Below are 25,400 nucleotides of genomic sequence, written 5' to 3'. Positions count from 1 at the left end.
TAAGTTCATTGAAAGTTTTTTTGCGCAAAGTCAAACTTAAATTTTCTTATATAACTTATATGGTTTAAAATTTTAATTAATAAACGATTTCAAAAGCGGGCAATTATACTTTTTAAATGTTGGCGTAGTTTTATAAATAGAGTAAAAATTAATCAGCTCCTTCCCTGCTTTAAATGGATTTTTTTCCTCTTCTTCTGTAGAAACTAGATCAGCATAATAGTTATAATAATTACATTCAAAAATCATTAAACTTGCCATTGCTTTTTCGTTGTTGTTTTTAGACATTTTAAAGGCTTTTTCATAATACATTTTGGCCATTTTTAAATTATGATAATTACCATTTTGGTATTTCTTCTCTTTCTCTGTATTATCTCCGTAAACATAGTCGACATACGATCCGCCTGAACTCCAATCGTAAGCCGTCATCATCCAGGAATTACCTAAATACGATACATTAAAATAAGCATGTGCCAATTGCAAATTACTGCTTGCTGTATTTTGCTTTTTCAACTGAATCAGTTTTGCAATAAAGTCCGTTTTATTAAAACGATAATCAAACTTTCTTTCTTCTTGTTTTTGAAGGATTTTAGGCGTAAAAGGATTTTCGTTTAAATAGTCTTTAAACTCATAGTTCTTCTCCCAAAAATCTTTAGGCATACTCGAAAAAGTTTGATAAGCCAGCTCTAAATTATTGTTTCTAAAAGCAATAGTTCCTTTTAAATCCTTATAATAATTAATATCCGGAGCGATTGTTCCTGAGCAAATATATTTTTCAAAAGGGGTTTTATTAGTTTTCTGTTGTAGCGCTATCAAACGATCGACATCATCAATAGTTGCTTTTCGGTCAAAATAACCAATATAACTATAAAAATATGGATTGTTGTAGGACACATATTCGCCTTCGTTTTTAATATCAGCTTTCATAGAAAGCAAACCTGCCACAGCTCCATCGCCTTTTTTATAAAACTCATCACTTGCGATTCGGTATAAACTGTATAAATTTTTAAATAATCCATTATCTGTTTCTATTAGATTTTCGACTGAATTAAAATAATTATAAAGCTGATTTTGAACTTTCTCATTCTTTAAATCATCTTGTTTTAACGAAACCAAAGCCAGCTGAATATTCTTTTGCATTTGTATAGAAGCATTCGCTTTATTAGAAATCATACTGGTATACTTTTTCCCTTCATCAATTTGATCATCAATAAAGCAAAGCTGCGCAATTGCCGCAGTAATATAATCTTTCTGTTCTCCTGAAGTTTGTTCACGAATCGAAATCAAGAAATATCCTAATTCTCGCAAGTATAAAATATCTTTATTAAAATTCTCTGCTTTAGCTTTAGCATAATCTTCATACCAATTTGTATCGCTAAAAGTTACAGATGGGCTTCCGTTATTAGTATATTGTGGTGTAAAAATCCAATCTTCAAGTTTATTTACTTCTCTTCCAATTAAAAAACTCAAAAACAAGCTGTTCGGACTTAGTTCATAAATTTCTTTAATCGATTTTAAATCAGGTGCTGGATTCCTAAGGCTTTCAATAGCTAAAATGACACTTCGTTCTTCATCATTTTGTGCCAAAGCCAAAGTTTCGGCAGTAAGTTTTCGGTCATAATGCTGTAAAACTGCAAATGATTTCTCTTCGCAGCTATTAAAAACTTTGCTTAATAAATAATTCTGCAAAATCTTATTCTCAACACATAAAGCTTTATAATACAAAGCCCACGGCTCTAAAATTGTTTTTTTATTCTGTTCAAAATAAGTATCATACAAACGAATCACTTCTTTTGGATCTGCATCATAAAAGCTATATCTCAAAATCAAAAAAGCATAACGTTGTTTCAAAAAAGGATCTTTAGCTGAACTGATTTTCTTTTCAAAATCAGTTACCTCAGCCAATTTATGATCTTTGCTTTCATAACCAATTTGCCCCCATGATTCCCATTTAACATCGGTATTACTATTGTATTCTAGTTTTTTAGCAAATAAAATATAGTTTAAAAACTGTTTGTTTTTTGGCAGTAATAGAGTCTTAATAAAAGTATTCTTTTCAAAAACTTTATTCAAAGTTTTATTTTCATAAGCTGTTTCAAATTGTTCCGAATCTGTTTCATATAGAATCACATAAACATCATTAGGATTAATATTGTTTCCTAATTTATTCTTCCATTCTAAACAATTTAATCTCTGATCAGCATCAGAAATCGTATTTGTAGAAAAATAATTATCTGCTGAATAATAAAACGGTGTAAGCTTAAAGAAACCTTCTCGCTGTGCTTTAAACAAAGCCAAACGACTGGTTTCCGGCGATACGCTCCAGCCGCAGGCAAAAGAAACCTGAAAGCTTAAAACCAAAAGTAAAGTGCTAAAAACTCTCATAATATTTAGATATATTTTGGGTTCCATAATCGTTTATGTATTTTTTATCAAATGAGAAAAAGGTCACTTTTGTCTGACTATCAATCTGAATTTTATTCTTTACAATCGAAATCATTTTTTCAAGCTCATTGTCTGATATTTTTTCGATTCTTATTTCATCACCATTTCGCAAATAAGTCTGTCCCACCAGCACATCATCTTGCAAAACATATTTGGAATCAGAAACTTTCTTTAATTTGATGCTGTCTTTTATTAATTGATCGTAATCTGATAAAATCCCTTTAAACTGATTTCCTCTAAAAGCAACTGCCCAGCTGTACAATGGCAATGCAATATCTAATTTTAGTTTGTAATCACTGTGAGTAATATATTGTGCCAATTCTTCGCTTGTACCAATAGAATTTTTAGTCTGCTGATCATCAGGTTTTGAAATATTATAACACATTAATAAACCTTTATCAACTGGCGGAACTCCAGCTTTTGTTGCATATTTATATTGCCAAAGCCTGATTGTTGCCGCTATTTTTGCTGACGGAAACTGATTTTTGACTTGTTTTAATAGATAGAAATAATTCTTCTGCGATTTTTCAGTCCAATCACAATCAATCAAGATTTCTTTAAAATCAACTTTTAGTTTTGCGGCTTCAATTGATTTTACCGAATCATAATTTAAACGTTTGTAGTTCTCCTGTTTGTAATAGTCTTTTGGATAAACAATATTTGAAGCAAGAGTTTCTGCTTTTCTATCATTCATTCTTTTACCAATTTGTTCTATTCGTTTGGCTATTCTTACCGCCAGACTGTCCAGCTGTTTTTTATCTGATTTTAAAACGACTTCGTTGGTAATAAAAATACTTGGCGTAATTTCAGGATTGCTTTTTTGAAGTACTATATCGCCAATTGTTGCCACAGGCAAAGGTTCTTTTGAATATGGATTATAATCAACATCAAAAAAACGAACGTACATATGTTTTACATCTAATTTTTTAATTAGTGAATCATCCTCTTCCCAAAAATACAGATCTGTTTTCCAATAACAAAAGGAACGAATTACTTCATGCTCTTTTTTACAGCTGCCAGAGCTTAAAACGACAAAAAGTAAGATAAAAACAATATTTTTCATGATACTAAAAAACTTACAGGATAAAGCTCGAAATTAACATTAATAATTCAAAGAATATGATTTATTTATGAACAAATTCTGCTTTGTATTCTTACCTTTGCAAAAAATTTATTTATGTCAAATATATATTTAGGATATCATTTTACGATTGAACCAAAAGAGCTTGGATCAGAAATTTTAGTAGCTGAATTAGGCGAAAAAGCATTTGAAAGTTTTACAGAAACGGAAAACGGAATCTCGGCTTTTGTGAAGAAAGATTTATGGGATGAAAATATTCTGGATGATATTTATATTTTACAATCTGATGAGTTTAAAATTGAATATACAGTTGAAGAAATCGATCAGGTAAACTGGAACGAAGAATGGGAAAAGAATTTTGAAGCGATTGATGTTGACGGAAAATGCCATGTTCGTGCTCCTTTTCACGAAAAAACGGATGCTGAATTTGATATTGTAATTGAGCCAAAAATGAGTTTTGGAACTGGTCATCATGAAACTACGCATATGATGATTCAGCATTTACTAGAAATGGATGTAAAAGGCTTAAAAACTCTTGACATGGGCTGCGGAACTGCAATTTTAGCTATTCTTGCCGAAATGAAAGGTGCTGAACCTATCGATGCTATCGATATTGACAATTGGTGTTATTTAAATTCAATCGAAAATGCTGAACGCAACAATTGTAAGCACATTACCGTTTATGAAGGCGATGCAGCCTTGTTAGCAGGTAAAACTTATGATTTGATTATTGCTAATATCAATAGAAATATTCTTCTAAACGACATGCAGGCTTATGTAGATAGTTTAAACCCAAAAGGAATTATATTGTTTAGTGGTTTTTATGAAGAAGATGTTCCATTTATCGATGCTTCGTGCACTGAAAAAGGGCTGACATATGTTAAAAAATTTCAAAGAAACAACTGGGTTTCATTAAAATACGTAAATTAGTAATTGCAACAGTACAAAAACCTAAAAACAATGAGTACTAAAGAAAAAGTAAGAGAAAGAGTCCGTGAAAAGGAAGCAATAAATTTCAATAACGAAATTATTGTCTACAATGACGATGTAAACACTTTTGATCATGTAATTGATACTTTAATGCGAGTTTGCAGTCACACGGCAGAGCAGGCCGAACAATGTTCACTAATTGTACATTATAACGGAAAATGCACCGTAAAAACAGGGCCTATTGACAAGTTAAAACCGCAATGCACACAACTTTTAGAAGCTGGATTGAGCGCTGAAATTGTTTAATTGCAAATAATTTAAAAAACATTCTATTTTATTTTATATTTGAAATAAAATAGAATGTTTTTTTATGGAAGAGTACGGAAAAATATTGATTATCGCAATGCCTGTTTTTTTAGTTCTAATTGTAATTGAAAAAATATACGGCATTTACAAAAAGAACGATACTGCACCTTTGATAGACAGCGTATCCAGTATTAGTTCTGGTATTACAAATTCTGTAAAAGACGTTCTAGGCTTAAGCCTTACTTTTATATCCTATGAATGGATGGTTTCTAAAATTGCCCTTTTTCATCAGGAAGCCAATGTTCTCTCTTATATTATCGCCTTTTTTGTTATCGATTTTTATGGCTATTGGAGCCATCGCTGGGCACATCAAATTAATCTTTTCTGGAACAAACATGCTATTCACCACAGCAGCGAAGAATTTAATCTCGCTTGTGCGCTGCGCCAGCCTATTGCAAGTTTGGCTAACTTGTTTACCTTTTTGTTAATTCCCGCCGCATTATTAGGTGTACCGGCTTCGGTAATTGCGATTACACTCCCGCTTCATTTGTTCCTGCAGTTTTGGTACCATACTAAGCACATTAAAAAAATGGGAGTCCTTGAACATATTCTCGTTACGCCATCACATCATAGAGTGCATCATGCAATAAATCCAGAATATTTAGATAAGAATCATTCCCAGATTTTTATTTTTTGGGATAAACTTTTTGGTACCTTTCAAGCGGAACTTGATGATGTTCCGCCGGTTTTCGGAATCACTAGACCTGCTAATACTTGGAATCCAATAAAAATAAATTTTCAACATCTTACCTTATTGATTAAAGATGCATGGCGCGCCGAGAATTGGAAAGACAAACTTACCATTTGGTTTAAACCAACTGGATGGCGTCCAGAAAATTTCGAGGAAAAATATCCTGTCAATAAAATTGAGAATGTTTTTGATTTTGAAAAATATGGCACACAAAACTCTCAAAAACTAATTTACTGGTCAGTAGCACAACTTTTAATAACACTTTTGTTTGTGAGTTATTTGTTTGATAATATTGCTAAAATCGGACTTCCAAACATTTTTATTTATGGTTTATTCATCTTAATAACTATTTACAGTTATTGTGAATTAATGGACAAAAATAGGTACGCCATTTTTTGGGAAGGTTTACGCTTGGCAGTCGCAACAGCAATAATTACTTATTATGGTGATTGGTTTGGTCTAAATCAAGTTTTTTATCTAAGCAATTATATTATTTTAGGTTATCTGAGTTTGTCGTTTTTAGTATCGGTATACTTTATAACAATTGATTTTAAAACTATCCAAAACCAACCCATAAATACATTAACCACAAAATGAGAAACGCTACTTTATTCAAAATCTATATTGCTTTCAGCGCTGTTTATCTTCTTATTCTATTTTTAGGACACGAAAATTTAAACTTTTTTTTGAAGCCGATATTAATACCAATTTTAATTTTTGGAGTTTATTTTTATCAAAATTTTCCAACTAAAAACATTCTTTTAACCGCCTTATTATTCTCATGGATTGGCGATGTAATATTGCTTTTTTCAGATATATCCGAAATCTATTTTATTCTAGGATTAGTTTCTTTCTTGATTTCTCACATTGTTTATTGTATTCTTTTTAATCGTCAAGCTAAAAGAAATCTAAAAAAGAACAGTATTGCAATAGGAATTGGAAGTATACTAATTGCTTGTTATTTAATTGGAATGTTATCGGTATTACTCCCTTCTTTGGGCGATTTAAAAATACCTGTAATTGTTTACGCCAGTGTAATTTCGATCATGCTTTTATTTGCTTACAACGGACTATTAAGTTGGAATGAACCAGGCAATAAACTTGTTTTTTCTGGTGCGGTTGTTTTTGTTATTTCTGATAGTATTCTGGCAATTAATAAATTTTATAACCCAATTGAGAAAAGTTCCTTTTTTATCATGCTCACTTATCTTGTGGCACAATATCTGATTGTAATTGGTATATTAAAACTGAATCCAAAGAAGGTTGAATAGTATTTTAATGCAAATACTTATTTCTTCTTTAAATGCAGTTATACAGCAAAAAAACCTTTTACATTTGTACGACCAAAATAGATCTCATCATGAAAAAAACAGCTCTTTTCATTATTTTACTAATTACTGTATCATCCTGCATCAGCACAAAATCAACATTAAAAAATGTCGATGATAATGCGCCTGATTTGGTATTAGGTAAAAACAATACTTTTGTTATTTCGTTATTCAGCAAAGACAAAAAGTACGGTTATGATCCTGATTATCCTGTAAATATCTTTTTTAGAAACACAAAAGATGAAGCCACCAACGAAGTTCGTTTTTTGAATGCTTTAGCTGGTCCAAATGGTGAAACAATCACTTATAAACGCTTAGAGACCTGCTGCCCGTTTCCTACGAAAAGAAGCGATATGGGTGCTGGTTTTTTAAATGTATACGAATTGACTTGGGAAGGACAAAAAAAACCGATAACACTGTATTTGAATATTTATGAAAAAGGAATTTTGATGGTTCCGCTGGGACTGACTTTAAAAAAAGAGTAAATCTGTAATTGATAAATACATAAGTAACAATGTTTGGATCAATTCCTTTTATTTTAATTATTCTGCCTTTATTATCTCAGCTGCTATTTGGCACATTTGCAATTTTTAAACCTGGTTCGTTTAAATTCAAAAAGGTCTTGATCCTTAATATTCTCCTGCAGATTGTTTGTTCTGTTATTTCTTTATATACTGCCACCACAAATTTTTCAAGGTTTCATGATGAACATCCCGATATAACAAGATGCGGAATGCCTCTTTTAGCAATTACTGCACTAATTTTGTTCACTTTCTTAGTTCTACTTGTCGTTATTATTATTCAATATTTTATAAAACGATGGAGAGAAAATAAATCGAAAAGAGGTATTAGTCAAAACTAAAAAACAACATTAAACTGTAAAACTTCAGAATATGATAAATGTCATTTATCATATTCTTTTCATGCTTTAATATTGCCTTGAAAAAAGCATTTAATCATTCTAAAGAAAATTTAAAAATTCCTTAATTCTACTAAGCTTCTAGTCAGTTATTCGAGTTCTTAAAATAATCTTAAATCTTCATCTGCTATTCATAAATCATGACTACCTTTGCAGTGCAAAAAAATAATTTTATGAACTTACAACATATTCCACAAATTAAGCATACTGACAGCGGAAATTTCTTTTTATTGGCGGGACCTTGCGCTATTGAAGGAGAGGAAATGGCTCTTAGAATTGCTGAAAAATTAGTTGGTATTACCGACAATCTTCAAATTCCTTATGTATTTAAAGGATCTTTTAAAAAAGCAAACCGTTCTAGAATTGACAGCTTTTCTGGAATTGGAGACGAAAAAGCTTTAAAAATTTTAAGAAAAGTTTCTGAAACTTTTCACGTTCCAACAGTTACAGACATTCATACTAGTGAAGATGCTGACTTGGCGGCGCAATACGTTGATGTTTTACAAATTCCAGCATTCTTAGTTCGTCAAACGGATTTAGTTGTGGCAGCTGCAAATACTGGAAGAACAGTAAACTTGAAAAAAGGACAATTTATGAGTCCTGAAAGCATGAAACATGCGGTACAAAAGGTATTAGACTGTAATAATGAAAATGTTATGGTTACGGATCGCGGTACTATGTTTGGCTACCAAGATATGATTGTTGATTATAGAGGAATCCCTACTATGCAGCAATATGCAACTACTGTTCTAGATGTTACACATTCATTACAGCAGCCAAATCAAACAGCAGGAGTTACGGGCGGAAGACCAGATATGATCGAAACGGTTGCCAAAGCTGGTATTGCCGTAGGTGTTGATGGTATTTTTATCGAAACACATTTTGATCCTGCAAATGCAAAAAGTGATGGCGCTAATATGCTTCATTTAGACTATTTTGAAGGTTTAATGACAAAATTAGTTGCTATTAGAAAAACAGTTAACTCATTCTAAATTTATAATACAAAGTTCTTTGAAAACAAAAATTCTATTTTTCTTCTTGATTTGTGTTTCTTTAAACACATTTGCCCAAGAGGAAATTCCGGTACAAAAATACACTGCTCATAATAAAGGAAAATTCTTTGTGATGTGGGGTGGAAACAGAGAAAGTTACTCTAACTCTGATGTAAATTTCAGAGGTAAAGATTACAACTTTACAGTTGAAAACATGAAGGCTCATGATAAACCGAAAGGCTGGCATGTTGATTATGTTAATCCTGTAAACATGACAATTCCTCAAACAAACTTGAGACTGGGTTACTTTTTTAGTGATCATTACAGCGTAACAATTGGTGTTGATCATATGAAATATGTAATGTCACAGAATCAAATTGCAAACGTTAACGGATACATCGATTTACCTGCAGATCAAGCTGGCTCAATTTACAATGGAGTTTACAATAACAGACCTGTAGATATGTCTATAGGCGGCGCACAAGAAGGCGGAATGCCTCCTGGGAGCACTGACACTCCTTTCTTAATTTATGAGCATACAGACGGTTTGAATTACATTAATACTGAGGTTTCAAGATTTGATGATGTTTCAAAATGGTTTGGTCTGCCAAATATAGATAAGGTACAAATTAACTTGACTGAAGGTTTAGGTGCTGGACTTTTATATCCTAAAACAAATACAACTTTACTAGGAAAAGATCGTCATGATGATTTTCATATTTCTGGTTACGGTGTTTCGGCAAAAGCTGGTATCAATGTTACTTTTTTCAAACACTTCTATATTCAGGGTGAATTAAAAGGCGGTTACATCAATATGCAGGATATTAGAACTACAGTAAGTAACGAAGATAAGGCTTCGCAAGACTTTTTCTTTTTTCAAAGAATTATTGCTGTAGGCGGTATTTTCAGAATCTAATATTTCGTAAGAAAAGAATTAAAAATAGTTATCATTTATTTGGTAACTATTTTTTTTATTACTTACTTTGTAATTCAAAGTTCTTTTTAGTTGTGTTAATCTTTTATCAAAATAAATTAGATCTAACGACGAAAAAATTACTTTTAGTTTTCAAATATAAAAAACATGAAAAAACAAAAATATCTATTTCTCGGCATTACATTTCTACTGAGCTTTGGTCTTGCTTTATTTGTAGCAATGTCTGTTTTTCCAAATAATCCATTTTCTTCTAAAGCGAAAACAGAAAATAAGGCTATGAGTAAAATTCAAGATGGTGATATTATTTTTCAAACGTCTCAATCGCCTCAATGCGAAGCAGTGCGAATTGCCACAAACTCAAAGTTCTCACATTGCGGAATTATCTACGACATAAACGGAAAATGGTTTGTTTTTGAAGCAGTTCAACCAATAAAACTAACTCCGTTTGAGGATTGGATTAAGCATGGAAAAGACAATAAATATGTGGTAAAAAGATTAAAAGACTCTTCAATTTTAACTCCTGTTGTCCTTCAAAAAATGAAAGACTACAGCCAGCAGTTTGACGGTAAAGAGTATGATTCTTATTTTGAATGGACGGATAATAGAATCTATTGTTCGGAACTGGTTTGGAAAATTTATAAAAATGCTGTGGGCATTGAGCTTTCGAAATTAAGAGAACTAAAAGATTTTAATTTAACTGATGTGAGAGTTCAAAAAATATTAAAAGAACGATATGGTAATGAAATTCCGCTTCAAGAAAAAGTAGTTGCTCCTTCTGACCTTTCAGATTCGAGTTTACTAAAAACTGTAGTTGATAATTATTAGAAAACAACTAAAAGCTAATTCGAAAAATCAATTGGCTTTTTCATTTACTATTTTACTTTGAATTTCAAAGAACTTTTAAAAATATATCTATGCGAGATTATCTGATTGAAAAACTTTATGAATGCAGTAAAAAGCCATATCAAAAATATTTTAAAAAAAATGCACCTTGGGAAATAGACAAGTCGCAGCTAATGGATTATCCTGAAGGAAGTTTAGGCCGCGGATTAGGTAATTTTCTGTATAAGAATCATTTCGATATACAAGAGAAACTTGAAGATCATGACATTATTCATGTCTTGACAAATACGGGTATCTCTATATATGAAGAAATTGGAATGCAGTATTATCTTTTAGGAAACGGGAAACGAAGTCTGTATTTATTTATGGTCATACTCTCTGGAACTGTATTTTACCCAAACAAACTGCTGTATTTTATCAAGCAATACAAGAAAGGGAAACAAGCATTACCGTTTCATTATCTTGATTTTTCAAAAATGCTTTTAAAACCAATTCATACTATTCAGCAATCATTTAAAATTTAATTTATGAAAACAACTCATCACAAACCTTTTGAAGAAAAGCAATCGACTGAATTAGCTGTTGGCACTTTTATTATTAGTACGATCTTATTTATGCTTTATATTATTTCGAATGAAAGCCCGAATGTATTAGTTATTGCATGGCCGTTTGCATCATCTGCGATAATAGTAAATACTATAATGTTAGTGAATCTAACAGATCGATTTATACATTTACCAGAATATCGAAAAGATATTGTATTTAAGATTTTAATATTGCTTTCTAATATTCCAATAACCTTTTTGTATTATTTGATTGTGATAAGGCTTTAAATACAAATTATGAATCATCCTTTTAATTATCCCAAAACATATGTCGCTCCTTTGGAGCTTTCTTAAAAACACGATTCTTCTATTCTACAAATGTTTCATCCCTCTGGGATTCTCACTTTGTACTTAAAATTATATTTGCTTCAGAGAAGCGTAATATTTATAGAAAAAACAATTACACGAAGTCAAAAAGCTCCAGCGGAGCGACATAATTATTTTCTGTTTATATATGCCGTTCCGCTGGAGCTTTACAATAAAATGACTATTCTTTCTATAAATATATCATCCTTCTGGGATTATTTTTATCAAAAAAAATAGACTGTCAAAGATGACAGTCTATTTTATATAGTATCGATTTTTAAATCTTAATTAGCTTTCGGCACTTCAATTCCGTTTTGATCTAATAAATACATCAAAGAAGTCATTGTTGCCGCTCCAAGTTCTAATTCTCTTTTATTGATAGCATCAAATTTATCATTTGCAGCATGATGATAATCAAAGTAACGTTGTGAATCTGGTTTTAAACCTGCTTTAACGATGGCTTTAGACGTTAAGTGACCAATATCTGAACCTGCATGCCCAATTGTAAAACTATGTACTAAATAAGGCTCAAATAAGTCTTTAAATCCTTGTATTTTCTTAAAATTAGCATCATCAGCTTCTATAGAAAATCCTCTTGGAGAAAATCCGCCTGAATCACTCTCTAATGCAAATATGTGGTTTTCTTTTTTCTGCTTAGAAACTTCTTCGTATTTCGCTCCGCCTCTTCCGCCATTTTCTTCATTCATGAACAATACAACACGAATTGTATTTTTTGGCTTATAATTTAAGTTTTTAAGTATACGAACTACTTCCATACTTTGTACTACTCCTGCTCCATCATCATGAGAACCGTCTGCTAAATCCCAAGAATCTAAATGTCCGCCCACAACCATGATATTTTCTGGAGTTACTGTTCCTGTTAATTCTCCAATAACATTATAAGATAATACATCTGGTAAAGTTTCACATGATTGTTTAAAATAGAATTTTAAAGCTGGGTTTCTTTTTAAAGATTTACTCAACAATTCGGCACCATTTGTACTAATTGCTGCTGTTGGAATATATTCTTCTTTTTTCAAATCTCCATAGCTTTGCGCTCCTGTATGTGGAAAATCGTCTAAACGTAAATTCATTGAACGAACAATTGTTCCTACAGCTCCTAGTTTAGCGGCTTCTTTAGCGCCAGCATATCTTTGATCTACGCAAGCTCCATATGAAGTAAATGTTTCAATATTTTCAGGATTCATTGGTCTGTTGTAAAAAACAATTTTCCCTTTTACTTTATCAGCTCCCAATTCACTCAATTCTTTAATGCCCTGCACTTCTATAATTTCGGCAGTAAGTCCTGTTTTTGCCGTTGCAACAGATCCGCCTAAAGCACAAATTGGAACGGCAGTTTTTACTTTTCCGTCAAGGATAAAAGCAGTTTCTTTTTCGCCGCGCACCCAATGAGGCACCATAACTTCTTGCAAATATACTTTATCAAGTCCAAGACTTTCTAATTGTCTTTTGGTATATTGAACTGCTTCTTCTGCAGTTGCCGAGCCTGATAAACGTGCTCCGATATCATTAGACAAATATTCTAACCAAGAATAACATTTTGCTTCGGTTAAAGCTTTTTTATAAAATAATTTAATGTTTTTTTCGTCATTTGACTGAGCAAATAATGACAATCCGTTTAAAACTAAAGCAGTTAAAAGAATCGTTTTTTTCATAGTTTTTATAGCGTTTTGGTCTTTTGTTTGAGTTTTTTTTTAGCTTAGATCGCAAAGGAACAAAATTCTTTTAAAACTGTTCGAGTTTTTCTCTAAACCTTTCTCAAAAAAAAACTCCGATTACAAACCTATTTCGTTTGCAATTGGAGTTCATTTATTTTACTAACCTGTTCGGTGTAATTATTTTTAACACATAGAAACATAGAATTATTGAACTAAAGAAAGGCGTTTCGCTTGCATTAATTCATCCCGAAGCTTCGGGACTATGTGTGAGAAACGAGTTTCTTTTTGGCTTACTTTTTTTTAACATAAAATCTATGTTTCTATGTGTTCAACTATTATTTTTTATTGCATTACACCCAGCGGGTTTATTTTATTATAATAAAACTACTTCACTTCTATAAGCTTAGCTTTATCTCCTATTCCATTTTCATTAAAAGCTTCAATTGTAAAATAGTACTTTGTACCTTTATCTAAACCTCTAAAGTCATAGGCATTTTCACCGTAAACCATGATGCTGTTATACAATTTATCTGGAGCAATTCCGTAGTAAATATTATATCCAACGGCATCTGATTGTTTTTTCCACGAAATCATTGCATTACGTGAATCTGCTGCTTTTCTATCTACTTTAAAAGAGGAAACTACTTTAGGTTTTGCCTGCAATCCGTTTCCAAATACTCTGAAATCTGAAACTGCAAATAAACCTGATGCATTATGAATATTAACCATCTTAATATATCTCGCTTTTATTGATTTTGTAAGTTCAACATAATCATGCGGAACGTCTTTTGCATTTTTAGATTTATCGACAACTAATGTCCAGTTTTGAGCATCATCAGACATGAAGATTTTATATTGATAATAAATATCCATTGCCTTGTTGTATTGTGTTGCTTTATGGTCTGCATAATTAATCTGCAATGCCTTTATCTCCATTGGTCTGCCCAAATCCATTTGAAGCCATTCGCCGGAATCACTTGTTCTGGCTGACCAATAGGTTTGGATATTTTCATCGGTTAAATTCTCAGGACCATAACAGAACTTTTCATATACTTTTTTGCCTCCGTTATCCATTCTGTGTGTTTCAACTTCCATACATTCTTCAGATGAAGAAACGGTTACTGGCTTTTTGTACGAAAGCAGCATCCATCCTGATGAAGCTCCTTTTGTTTGATCGCGCTGACTTGTTGGAAGCACAATTGGGAAATCTCCATAAGAAGTTATTGAATACATTACATCATCTTTATCAAATCCTGCTGGAAACATATCTATACGACGCTCAAAACGATCTTTAATAGATATTTTGCACGTTCCAGTATTCCAATAATTTCCATAATTATCTGCAAATGTATTTCCGTGACCTGCACCAATTACAAATCCGCCTGGTTTGTATGACATCGGATTGTGTTTTTGATAGGTAAAAGGTCCCAGCGGATTATCGCCTACATGAACTCCGTTTGCATAACCTTTAAATTCTGTTGCTGGTGCACCATATTGCATATAGTATTTTCCGTTGTGTTTTGTCATCCAAGCACCTTCAATAAAATTACCCCAAGGCGCTGGTTCCATATCATTGTTTGGTCCAAAACGCTCCCATCCATGATTTGCAGGATCTAAAATCGCAACTTCTTTTACTTGACCGTAAACTTTTTGAATATCTTCTACTTCAGTAGCTTTGTACAATTCTGCATAATCAGCCTGATTCCCTTTTGGAAGCCACGTATCGTAATCTACCTCTACACCTACAAGCGGCAATTTTCCGCTTGAACCATAGTACATATATACTTTTTTATCATCGTCTTGAAAAATGGCAGGATCCCATGTTGGCAGCATTGCTTTATCAACATGTCGCAGCCATTGACCAGATTTTGGATCATCGGTTTTCCAGATTGGATGATCTCTTTTCCAAGTAGAACCTACATAAAATAAGGTGTCATTTACAACCCAAGCTGCTGGTGCACATTGATCATCATCTGCAGGTTTTCTTTGAAAGCTTCCGTAGACAAATTTCCAATCAGACATGTCTTTACTCCAAAAAAAGCCTGCCTGATTTGTGGCAAACAAATAGTATTCGCCTTTAAAGGTAATAATAACAGGATCTGCGCTTGAACGTCGAGATACTGGAATTCCATTATGATTTTCGGTTGTATAATTGTATCCAATGTTTATAGGATTACAATAAGTTGTTGCGGGTTTATTTGGATCAAACCATTCTGTTTTACCTGGAATATTAGTGTTTTGCGCCCAACCGACGGAACTACAAACTATTAAAAGCAACGAAAGTACTTTTGAGTGTAGTGTATATCTATTTTTCATTTTTTGATTTTTAAAGTTTAAAAACAAGATGATTTGCTTTATTTTGAATTAAGCTTTTCTTGAAAACTACTTTTTCTCTTTTATTCTTTGCGCCAAAAGTTCTGGCTCATTTGTCGTTATATAATTAAACTTACTTTGAATAATCCAATCCATATCCGAAGCTTCGTTAACTGTCCAAGCATTTAGAATAATATTATTTTCTTTTGCTTCTTTAATCCATTCAGGATGTTTTTTGAAAACAGAGTAATGATAATCAATACCATTAATATTATCCACTTTTACTTCTTTTGGCGATTTATTTCCTTCTAAATATTGCAAAACGGTTTTATTATCAACTGCTCTAATTTGTTTTAATATTTCATAATCAAAACTAATGTAACAGGTAATTTTATCAGCTTTCAATCTTTTGATGGTTTCTACCGCTTTTAAAGCAGTCTTTTTTCCTCGCTCTTTACTTATTTCCGAAGGTTTTATTTCGCAGACTAAAAGTGTTTGTTTATTGTTTCTTTTGCCTTCTGTAATATATTCATGCAGTGTTGGCAGTTTTTCTCCGTTTGAAAGTTTGAACTTTATCAGATCTGCGTAATTTGTTTCTTCAATAAGTAATTTGTTATAATGTGCATCGTGATTGATTACAAGAGAATCATCGGCAGTTCTCCAAACATCAAATTCAGAACCTGCATTTTTCAAATCGATAGCGTGTCTTAAAGCTGCTATAGAATTCTCTGGAAGATTATTCTTTTTCCATGCGCCACGATGTGCTACAATACCATTATTTTGTACACTGCAAGAATGGAAAGCTATTATTACTGCGAAAAAAAGAAGTGCTCGAAATATTTTACTAATATTCATTTTTTTGAAATTATAATTAAATAAAAACGTCTTTTTAGAAAAAAAGCCCTCCGTCAACCAAACGAAGGGCTTTTAACTAACCAATAAACCAACTATTTAGTTAACTCAAAACTAACTTTCTTGTCGGCAGTTGAATTTCCTCCAACGAAAATATCAAACTGTCCAGGTTCTGCTACAAATTGTAAATCAGAATTATAAAATTTTAAATCTTCAACTGTGATATCAAAAGTCACGGTTTGTTTTTCACCTTTTTTAAGTGCTATTTTTTGAAAACCTTTCAGTTCTCTAACTGGTCTTGTTACTGAACCAACTAAATCTCTAATGTATAATTGAACTGTTTCTTTTCCGTCATAATTTCCAGTATTTGTAACGTCTACAGTTACCTTCAATTTTCCAGTGAAATTCATTTTATCAGATGAAATTTTCAAATTTGAATAATCAAAAGTGGTATAGCTTAAACCAAAACCAAATGGGAATAATGGTTCGTTTCTTTCGTCGATATAGTTAGATCTGAATTTTTCAAATTTTCCTTCTGTATTAGAAAGTGGTCTTCCTGTATTTTTGTGTGCATAGTAAATTGGTAATTGTCCAACGCTTCTTGGGAAAGTTGAAGTCAATTTTCCTGAAGGGTTTACATCTCCAAATAAGACATCAGCAATTGCATAACCTGCTTCTGAACCTGCGAACCAAACATTTAAAATAGCTGGAACAGTTTCGTTTTCTTCTTTAATAACTAACGGACGACCGTCGAATAAAACTAAAACTACTGGTTTTCCAGTTTTTAATAATGCGTTTAATAAATCTTTTTGTGCTTGTGGAATTTCTAAATTCGTACGACTGCTAGATTCTCCACTCATTTCTGCAGATTCTCCAAGAGCTGCAACAATTACATCTGATTGATTTGCTACTTTTAAAGCTTCTGCCAATAACTCTTCTTTTGAACGAGAATCACGGTGTAATGTTTTTCCAAACATTGTTGCGTTAGTTTCAAAAGTTTCATCGTAATCTAAGTTGCTTCCTTTTGCATATAATACTTTGGTTGATTTTCCTGCTACTTCTTTGATTCCTGCTAACAATGAAATAGCATTCTCCATTTTTGTCGCTACACTCCAAGTTCCCGGCATATTTTCTTTAGCATCTGCCAATGGCCCGATCAAAGCAATGGTTCCAGATTTTTTAAGAGGCAATACTTGGTTTTGATTTTTTAATAAAACCAATGATTGTGCAGAGATTGATCTTGCTTCTTTTCTACTGCTTGAAGTAAAGATTTCTGTTTTTGCTCTTTTTTCGTCACAATATTTATAAGGATCACTAAATAATCCTAAATCGTATTTTGCTTCAAGAATAAGTTTAACAGCATTGTCGATTGTCGCCATTGTAACTTTTTTCTCGTCTAAAGATTTTTTCAAAGTAGTTAAGAATCCTTCTCCAACCATATCCATTTCAACACCAGCATTTAGAGACTGAGCAGAAACTGCTTGTAAATCTCCCATTCCATGCTCGATCATTTCAGGAATTCCTGTAAAATCTGTTACTACGAAACCTTTAAAGCCCCATTGTTTTCTTAAAACATCTGTCATTAACCATTTATTTCCAGTTGCAGGAATTCCGTCAACTTCATTAAAAGAAGCCATAACTGAACCTACACCAGCGTCAATAGCGGCTTTGTAAGGAGGAAAATAATCGTTGAACATTCTAATATGACTCATGTCTACAGTATTGTAATCACGACCACCTTCTGGCGCACCGTATAAAGCGAAGTGCTTTACACATGCCATAATTGAATTGTTTTTAGAAAGATCGTGTTGTTGGTATCCATTAACCATTGCTTTTGCAATTTCACTTCCTAAATATGGATCTTCACCTGAACCTTCAGAAACTCTTCCCCAACGTGGGTCGCGAGAAACATCAACCATTGGTGAGAATGTCCAGTTGATACCGTCTGCACTTGCTTCTTGCGCGGCAATTTGTGCACTTCTTTCGATTAAGCCCATATCCCAAGTACAAGATAATCCTAGCGGAATTGGAAATGTTGTTTCATAACCGTGAATAACATCCATACCAAAAATCAATGGAATTTTTAAACGGCTTTCTTCAACTGCAATTCTTTGTACTTCTTTAATTTTTTGAACAGATTTAATATTGAATAAACCTCCAACTTTACCTTCAGCAATTTTTTTAGCCACATCAGAACTGTTTGCTTGTCCTGTTGTAATATCTCCAGAAGTTGGTAAATTAAGCTGCCCTAATTTTTCGTCTAATGTCATTTTTGACAAAAGCTCAGCTACAAACTCTGACTTTGGTTTAATTTTTACTGTATTTTTAGTATTCTTTTTTTGGGCATAACCCAAAACAGCACATCCTAAAAATAGTAAGACTAATTTGTTTTTCATTCTATTATATTTATTTGTTCGTATTCGTTTTTTTCTGTTTAAACATCCAGTCATAAATTTCAGGATTGTCATAAACTCTTGTCCAGCTGTCGTGACCTGCATCATCAAAAATGGTCAATTGAACATCTTTTGCATTACATTTTTTTAATTCTTTGTAAATCGTAATCGCATAATTTACATTGACCACATCATCTAATAAACCATGGTAAATTCTGGTTGGAATATTGGCTATTTCACAAGCTTTTTCTAACTGAATTAAATCTACAAAACCAGCGACAGGTACGTTTGCTGCAAATAGATCCGCGTGTGCAAAAGCCAAATTCCATGAAGCCCAGCCTCCTGAGCTTAAACCAGTAACATATATTCGTTCTGAATCAATTTTATTCTCTTTCTGAATTTTTAAAATCAGCTGATAGATTGATTCTATATCCCAATTCTCGTCTTCTTTACATTGCGGCGCTAAAACATAAGCATCTAGCTGATGGGTTTTTAAATACTTTAAAGGCCCGTTAATTTTGACTTTTTCAAGGTCAGTACCTTTTTCTCCATCTCCTGAAATAAAAACGATTAATGGCTTTTTCTCTTTTGTGTTTAACGGTTTGTGTAAAACATATCCCAATTCATAATTGGTTACAACAACCGTTTTTATTTTTCCTGTAGTTTCACTTTGTGCAAAACCAACTAGAGAAAAAAGGATAAACAAAAAACCTGCTTTATATTTCATAAATACTAAATCTTAAATTCCGTATTTTCCAGATTTAAATCCAAGTTTTGTTAAACCTTGTTTTACTTCTGGAGCATTCATAAATAATTTCCATAGTAATCCTGTACGGTAATTTTCGAGCATTACTACTTCTGGACCTTGATCTATGGCTAAATATCGTTTTGCAACCCAATTATTTCCTAAGCTCAACGCGTCATAAAAACCTGCTTCACCCCACGTTTCTTTTTTATGATTTTGATAAAGATTTCTCATTAAAGCAATAGATTCTTTTGGTGTGTATGCAATTGAACTTATAGCTGCAGTTGGAGAAATAACACCTTGATCATTACTTGGCATATGCGCATTGTATCCTATTGATCCGTCAGGATTTCTAGAATATGATGCTGTTAATCCCCAATAATCAGGGCCGTAACCTTTTACTTTTGCTGGGTTTTCAACGCAATATTCATAATTGATTTTTGTTTGATTAACATTTAAATCCCAATAATCAGCGTATTTATCTGTTAATTGATTTGGATCTAATCCAACGTATGAATAATGTGCCCAGAATAATGGTCCGCCAAACTCTTCAGCTCCATTATGTTTTAGAATTAAAGGAATGTTATATTTTGTTTTTGAGGTAACAATTCCCCCGCTTCTAGCCCAGCCTTCATGATATGCTTTTGCATCGATTGTGTGTGTTGGCGAAGATGCTGCCAAGACATAAGTAATTAAACATTCATTATATCCTTCAAGCGGAAAATTCATCTGCCAGTCGTAATTTGGCGACCAGTGCCAGTATAGAACATTTTTGTTATTGGTATACCATTGCCAGTCAACTCCTTTCCAAAGTGCATCATATTTTGCTGCAACAGCTTTCTCTTTTTCAGAACCTGTTTTAAGATATTCACGAACTGTAATCATTCCCGCAACCAAAAATGAAGTTTCGACTAAGTCGCCGCCATTATCCTTGGTTCCAAAAGGTTTTACTTTTCCTGTATTTCCGTCAATCCAATGTGACCATGCTCCGTGAAAACGATCTGCTTTGCCCAAAAAGTCAGCAATTTTATTAAGTCTTTCAACTCCTTGTTCTTTTGTAATATAGCCTTGAGACATTCCTGATACAAGTGCCATTAAACCAAAACCAGAACCTCCTGTTGTAACAATGTTTGAATCATTCTCTGGATAATTTCCGTCAGGATGATAACGTTCTCTTGCTAATCCAGAATTTGGCTCTGCATAATCCCAGAAATACTTAAAGGTTTGTTTTTGAACAATTTCGATAAGCTGTTCATCTGTAAGAGTAACACTAGAAGTTTTTTCTTCTGTATTTCCTTTAGATTTATCAGCAGAGGATCCACATCCAAAAAAAGTAAAAGCTAAAAATAAAACTGAAATTCTAATCATTATAAAAATTTAAAATATTGAATAAATAATCACTTCCTCTAAGATTTTAGAGGAAGTGATTTTTAAGATGTAAATTAATAACCAGGGTTTTGTTGAGAAAGTCCCGCAGCTTCTCTTAAGAATGTAGTTGGAATAGGCCATAATTCATGTTTACCAACAACAAAAGTTTTTCCATCTGCTGCCATAGCTGCTTCAGCTTGTCCTGTTCTAACAATGTCAAACCATCTGTCGTGCTCGAAAGCAAATTCTAATCTTCTTTCTTTGTAGATTGCTTTTCTAACATCAGATTGAGAAGTAAAAGGAGTATCACCTAAACCTGCTCTTTTACGAATTAGATTTATTAAAGGAATAGCACCAGAAGTTTGTCCTAATTCGTTTAATGCTTCCGCTTTCATTAATATAACTTCAGCATATCTTAAATATCTAAGATTTGTATCGGTAAATTCTTGATTGTAAAAATTAGATGAATATGCTTTATAATTATACATCGCATTTGATACAGTAGAAGGTACTTCTCTTCCATCATATAAAAATGTTCCTCTAAAAATAATTGTAGCTGCTCTTCTTACGTCACCTGCTTCATAAGCATTTGCCAAACCTAGTGATGGTGTATTAAAGCCCCAACCCCATCCTCCAGCTCCACGTGGAGCTTGAGAAACAGTATAATTTCCAATTCCAAATCCAGGGCTAGAAGTTGAACCAACTCCATTAATCTCAAAAAGAGATTCTGGTCCAAACTCACCTTCTTTTTTATACTGTAAAGCATAATCTGAAACTAATGCATAACCGGTTACTTTATCACAATTGTCAATTACTTTCTGCCAATTTTTTTGATATAGATTTACTTTCGCCATTAAAGCATAAGCAGAACCTTTAGAAACACGGGTTTTATCATCTGGTCCGTAAGCTGATTTATCTGGTAAATTTGTTATAGCATCATTTAAATCCTTTTCAATAAACGCATAAACCTCTGCTGGCGATTTACGAGTTAACTGCATTATTCTATCTTCATCAGATGTAGGAATTGGTAAGTGATCTATAATAGGAACTCCTCCATATCCTTTAACTAAAGTAAAATACATAAAAGCTCTCATAAATTTAGCTTCACCTTCTAATCTTACTTTTAAACTAGGTGTTACTTTATCCAATTTAGGAAAAATAGCTAAAGCTTGATTACATCTATTTATTGCGGCATAATTAGCATCCCAAGTAGATTGAAATGATGGAGTTGAAGCGTTATAGGTTAAAGCATCAACAATATCTTTATCACCACCTGCATCTCCAGGATCTGAACCTTTATCAGCATCATCAGTAATAATACTTGTCACTGCATACCAACCAAAAGAAGACATGTCCCAACCTAAAAACTGGTTGTAAATTGCCGTTACAAACCCCTTCGCATCTGTATCATTATTTACCAGTTCAACATCTGCCGGAATTGCTTCCGTAGGATTTACTTCTAAAAAATTATCTGAACATCCAGAAAAAAATAATCCAGATAATACAAACATTGATATATATATTCTTTTCATAATATTAAAATTTTAAATTAACTCCCATAACAAATGATCTCAATGATGGGTAAGCATCTAACTCAACTCCTTGAGTCCCCTCAACCAATTTACCATCACTTACAACATCAGGAGAAAATCCTGAGAATTTTTGAGAGATAAATGGATTAATTGCATTTACATATATTCTACAATAGCTAAAAAATTTATCATCTTTTATCGGAAGTTTGTATCCTAAAGTAATGTTATTGATTCTAAAGAAATCAGCTGATTCTAAGAAAAATGTTGAAGCAAATGGTGTTACATTTGAAGGAGCTGGATTAGAAGCTGTTGTATTAGTTGGAGTCCAGAAATCACGAGCCGTAGAAGCTTCTATGTTTTCACCACCAAAACGCTGTGCTTTTTTACCATTGTAAACTTTTGCTCCTCCAGTTCCGTATCCGTCAACAGAAAAATCAATATTTTTATAAGTCAAACCTAATGTCACTCCATAATTAGAAGTTGGTAAAACTGATCCAACATATTTTTTATCTGTTTTCTCGTTTAATACAGTCTGAACTACTTTATCTCCATTTGCTGTGTAGTATAACATATTACCATTTGCTTGATCAATTCCTGCAAATTCATACATATAAAAACTACCTAATGGCTGCCCTATAGAAGTATTATCAAGTATTTTGGTGTTTTGACCATTTCCTAAACTTCCTCCAATAACTGAAGCTATTTGAACATTTTTAAGACTTGTAAGTGCATTTTTATTGTGAGAAAAGTTTCCACCTACCCAGTAACTTAAATTATCATTTATTTTATCATCCCAACGTAATGCAATTTCATAACCTTTATTAGATACTTCTCCAACATGTGCTGGCGCAGGAACTGTTATTCCAGAAGTTGCGTAAGGCTTAACATTTAAAATTGTATTTGTTGTGTTTTTCTCATACAAATCAAAAGATCCTTTTAATCTGTTGTTCAATACTTCAAAATCAAAACCTCCTGAAAGTTCTTCTACGATTTCCCAAGATAAATTAGGATCAACTTGCGAGTTAATTGTTGTACCTGATCCAAGACCTGGAACATCTACTCCTGAAGTGAAAGTTTGAGTGTTTAATGGAATATTTTGGTTTCCTAATCTACCCCAAGAACCTCTTATTTTTAACATATTAATTGTTTCTACATTACTTAAGAAGCTTTCTTTAGATACAATCCATCCTAAACCAACTGATGGAAATGTTCCCCAACGTTTATCTTCAGCAAATTGTGATGATCCATCACGTCTTACAGTACCTGTAAGTAAATATCTATCCATTAATTTATATTGGAAACGAGCAAAATAAGATGCTAATCTTCTTTGATTTAGAGCCTCATCTTTATAACCTGTAACTGAGCTTGCTACATTAACATCTTTTAAAGACCAATAATCAGAATTTGGATTTACATTTTTTCTATCAATCGTTAGCTTCTCTCTTGTACCTTGAACATTTGCCTCGATACCAGCAGTAACTTCAACATCATGAATGTCTGCAAAAACTTTATTATAAGTTAAGTAGTTAGATAAATTCCAATTGAAATATTGATCTCTACTTCTTGTTAAAGTATTTGTATTTAAACTTTTTGTATCATATGCTGATTCTACACGTGTAGGATCTTGTGATAACCAAAGAGCTAAATTGTCTACATAATTATACTGTTTGTAAGTATAAAACTCTCCGTTAAATTGTGATGTAAATTTTAATGATTTGATAATATCATAATCCAGTTTTAAACCTCCTTGCAAAACAACAGTTTGCTGCTGCTCATTTGTATAGTCTAATTGAGCTACTGGATTACCAACATTATTAAATGAATCACCTGTTTCAGAAACAATTCCGTTCGAAACAAAAGGTACACCATATTTTCCATCAGGAAAACGTACTGGAACTAGTGGAGATTGTCTATAAGCATTTGTAAAAGCGCTTAAAGGCATTGGTGTGTTTTTAATACTGCTTAAACTAAAATTCTGAGTTATTTTAACTTTCTCTGAAAGTTTAAACTCATTATTATTTCTAATTGTAGTTCTTCCGTAATCAGAACCATTTAAAATACCTTTTTCTTCGTAGTTACCAACACTAAAAAAATATTTTACGTTTTCTGAAGATCCTGAGATTGATATATTGTTCTGAGTATAAGATCCCGTTCTTGTAATTTGATCAAACCAATTGGTATTGTAAGGCTGGTTTGCAGAAAATCTGTCTTGAGGTTTAGCGGGAGTTCTAAATGCTTCATTAGAATAACGAACAAATTCGTCGCTATTTGCCATTCTTACGGTTTTTAAAGGAGTTCTAAAACCTGCAAAACTTTCAACGTCCACAGTCATTTTACCTTTACCTGCTTTGGTTGTAATCATAATTACACCATTTGCACCTCTGGTTCCATAAATAGCTAATGAAGAAGCATCTTTCAAAATCTCATAAGATGTAATATCATTAGTATTAATGTTGTTGATATTGTCAGTAGGCATACCATCAACAACATATAAAGGATTTTTTCCTCCTAAAGCACTACCAGCTCCCCTGATAATTACTGAAGGTGTACTTCCAGGCGCATCTGAAGTAGATACCTGTACACCAGCTGCTTTACCTTGGATAGCCTGAGAAGCATTTATTACCTTCATTTTGGTAATTTCCTCAGATTTGATTGAACTTACAGCAGATGTATTATCAATCTTTTTTCTTGTACCGTATCCAATTACAACTACTTCTTTTAATGCAGTATCTTCTGCTTCTTTTAAGGTAATTGTCATTGGTGCGGCTGTTGCCGGTACAGAAACTGAATTAAAGCCTAACATAGACACCTTTAATATGTCGCCAGGTTTTGCATTAATTGTAAAGTTTCCGTCGAAATCTGCATCAGCAGTAGCACGAGCATCAGATGAAGCGATTATTGCTCCAGGAATTCCCATTCCGCTGCTGTCTACTACTTTTCCTTTAATTGCTTGCGCTTGTCCCATCATATAAGATGGTAACAATAAGAGCGCTAAAAAGCTAAAAATAAAATTTTTCATACAGTATGTAATCGTTTAAGTTAGTAGAGCCAAATTAAACAATTACAACGTTGTAGTACATC

General features: G+C 32.6%; 20 protein-coding genes. 10 read left to right on the top strand and 10 right to left on the bottom strand.

Features of this window, described 5'->3' with window-relative positions; all coding sequences use genetic code 11:
* Positions 1 to 72: 72 nt before the first annotated feature.
* Positions 73 to 2,409 (bottom strand): hypothetical protein, encoded by a 2,337-nt coding sequence (locus tag NLG42_RS14565; RefSeq protein ID WP_257681409.1) that lies wholly within the window; start codon positions 2,407 to 2,409, stop codon positions 73 to 75.
* A complete protein-coding gene (locus NLG42_RS14560; RefSeq protein ID WP_257681408.1) occupies positions 2,369 to 3,505 on the bottom strand; it encodes a hypothetical protein in 1,137 nt (378 codons plus the stop codon). The genes NLG42_RS14565 and NLG42_RS14560 overlap by 41 nt, the downstream gene beginning before the upstream one ends.
* A gap of 114 nt (positions 3,506 to 3,619) precedes the next feature.
* On the opposite strand from NLG42_RS14560, the gene prmA reads away from it, so the two are divergent.
* The 10 genes from prmA to NLG42_RS14510 all read left to right on the top strand — a co-directional run bounded on the left by prmA (position 3,620) and on the right by NLG42_RS14510 (position 11,359).
* Positions 3,620 to 4,453, top strand: coding sequence for a 50S ribosomal protein L11 methyltransferase (gene prmA, locus NLG42_RS14555; protein WP_089058096.1), 834 nt, complete (start codon positions 3,620 to 3,622; stop codon positions 4,451 to 4,453).
* 30 nt (positions 4,454 to 4,483) lie between these two features.
* Positions 4,484 to 4,759: an ATP-dependent Clp protease adaptor ClpS gene (locus NLG42_RS14550; RefSeq protein ID WP_089058097.1), complete on the top strand. Its 276-nt coding sequence runs from the start codon at positions 4,484 to 4,486 to the stop codon at positions 4,757 to 4,759.
* A 64-nt stretch (positions 4,760 to 4,823) separates the two neighbouring features.
* Positions 4,824 to 6,107, top strand: coding sequence for a sterol desaturase family protein (locus NLG42_RS14545; RefSeq protein WP_257681407.1), 1,284 nt, complete (start codon positions 4,824 to 4,826; stop codon positions 6,105 to 6,107).
* Positions 6,104 to 6,781 carry a lysoplasmalogenase gene (locus tag NLG42_RS14540; protein WP_257681406.1) on the top strand — a complete coding sequence of 226 codons (678 nt, stop codon included), beginning with the start codon at positions 6,104 to 6,106 and terminating at the stop codon, positions 6,779 to 6,781. The genes NLG42_RS14545 and NLG42_RS14540 overlap by 4 nt, the downstream gene beginning before the upstream one ends.
* Before the next feature lie 89 nt (positions 6,782 to 6,870).
* Positions 6,871 to 7,323, top strand: a complete 453-nt coding sequence (locus NLG42_RS14535; RefSeq protein WP_089058100.1) for a 2-dehydro-3-deoxyphosphooctonate aldolase — start codon at positions 6,871 to 6,873, stop codon at positions 7,321 to 7,323.
* A 607-nt stretch (positions 7,324 to 7,930) separates the two neighbouring features.
* Positions 7,931 to 8,749, top strand: a complete 819-nt coding sequence (gene kdsA, locus NLG42_RS14530) for a 3-deoxy-8-phosphooctulonate synthase (RefSeq protein ID WP_257681405.1) — start codon at positions 7,931 to 7,933, stop codon at positions 8,747 to 8,749.
* A gap of 19 nt (positions 8,750 to 8,768) precedes the next feature.
* On the top strand, positions 8,769 to 9,665 hold the full coding sequence (locus NLG42_RS14525; RefSeq protein WP_099720295.1) for a hypothetical protein: 897 nt from the start codon (positions 8,769 to 8,771) through the stop codon (positions 9,663 to 9,665).
* A 165-nt stretch (positions 9,666 to 9,830) separates the two neighbouring features.
* Positions 9,831 to 10,508, top strand: a complete 678-nt coding sequence (locus NLG42_RS14520) for a YiiX family permuted papain-like enzyme (protein ID WP_257681404.1) — start codon at positions 9,831 to 9,833, stop codon at positions 10,506 to 10,508.
* A gap of 89 nt (positions 10,509 to 10,597) precedes the next feature.
* Positions 10,598 to 11,050: a ubiquinone biosynthesis protein COQ4 gene (locus NLG42_RS14515; RefSeq protein ID WP_257681403.1), complete on the top strand. Its 453-nt coding sequence runs from the start codon at positions 10,598 to 10,600 to the stop codon at positions 11,048 to 11,050.
* Between the two features lie 3 nt (positions 11,051 to 11,053).
* Complete coding sequence (locus NLG42_RS14510) at positions 11,054 to 11,359, top strand: hypothetical protein (RefSeq protein WP_257681402.1); 306 nt, start codon at positions 11,054 to 11,056, stop codon at positions 11,357 to 11,359.
* 362 nt (positions 11,360 to 11,721) lie between these two features.
* Here the strand turns inward: NLG42_RS14510 and NLG42_RS14505 are convergent, their stop codons facing one another.
* The 8 genes from NLG42_RS14505 to NLG42_RS14470 all read right to left on the bottom strand — a co-directional run bounded on the left by NLG42_RS14505 (position 11,722) and on the right by NLG42_RS14470 (position 25,338).
* The gene (locus tag NLG42_RS14505) at positions 11,722 to 13,113 is read right to left on the bottom strand and encodes a M20/M25/M40 family metallo-hydrolase (RefSeq protein WP_257681401.1); all 1,392 of its coding nucleotides are present in this window, start codon (positions 13,111 to 13,113) and stop codon (positions 11,722 to 11,724) included.
* A 387-nt stretch (positions 13,114 to 13,500) separates the two neighbouring features.
* Positions 13,501 to 15,432, bottom strand: a complete 1,932-nt coding sequence (locus NLG42_RS14500) for a family 43 glycosylhydrolase (RefSeq protein WP_257681400.1) — start codon at positions 15,430 to 15,432, stop codon at positions 13,501 to 13,503.
* Positions 15,433 to 15,498: 66 nt separating this feature from the next.
* Positions 15,499 to 16,284, bottom strand: coding sequence for a glycerophosphodiester phosphodiesterase family protein (locus tag NLG42_RS14495; RefSeq protein WP_257681399.1), 786 nt, complete (start codon positions 16,282 to 16,284; stop codon positions 15,499 to 15,501).
* Between the two features lie 92 nt (positions 16,285 to 16,376).
* Positions 16,377 to 18,677, bottom strand: coding sequence for a beta-glucosidase BglX (gene bglX / locus NLG42_RS14490; protein ID WP_099720298.1), 2,301 nt, complete (start codon positions 18,675 to 18,677; stop codon positions 16,377 to 16,379).
* Between the two features lie 10 nt (positions 18,678 to 18,687).
* Entirely contained in the window at positions 18,688 to 19,401 is a 714-nt protein-coding gene (locus tag NLG42_RS14485; protein WP_257681398.1) for a carboxylesterase family protein, read from the bottom strand.
* 12 nt (positions 19,402 to 19,413) lie between these two features.
* Positions 19,414 to 20,787, bottom strand: coding sequence for a glucoamylase family protein (locus NLG42_RS14480; protein ID WP_089058109.1), 1,374 nt, complete (start codon positions 20,785 to 20,787; stop codon positions 19,414 to 19,416).
* Positions 20,788 to 20,861: 74 nt separating this feature from the next.
* Positions 20,862 to 22,319 (bottom strand): RagB/SusD family nutrient uptake outer membrane protein, encoded by a 1,458-nt coding sequence (locus tag NLG42_RS14475; RefSeq protein ID WP_089058110.1) that lies wholly within the window; start codon positions 22,317 to 22,319, stop codon positions 20,862 to 20,864.
* 4 nt (positions 22,320 to 22,323) lie between these two features.
* Positions 22,324 to 25,338 (bottom strand): SusC/RagA family TonB-linked outer membrane protein, encoded by a 3,015-nt coding sequence (locus NLG42_RS14470; protein WP_257681397.1) that lies wholly within the window; start codon positions 25,336 to 25,338, stop codon positions 22,324 to 22,326.
* Between the last annotated feature and the right edge of the window lie 62 nt (positions 25,339 to 25,400).

This window comes from Flavobacterium plurextorum, assembly GCF_024638035.1.
Classification (GTDB): Bacteria; Bacteroidota; Bacteroidia; order Flavobacteriales; family Flavobacteriaceae; genus Flavobacterium; species Flavobacterium plurextorum.
This window is presented reverse-complemented; position numbering and strand designations above follow the sequence as displayed.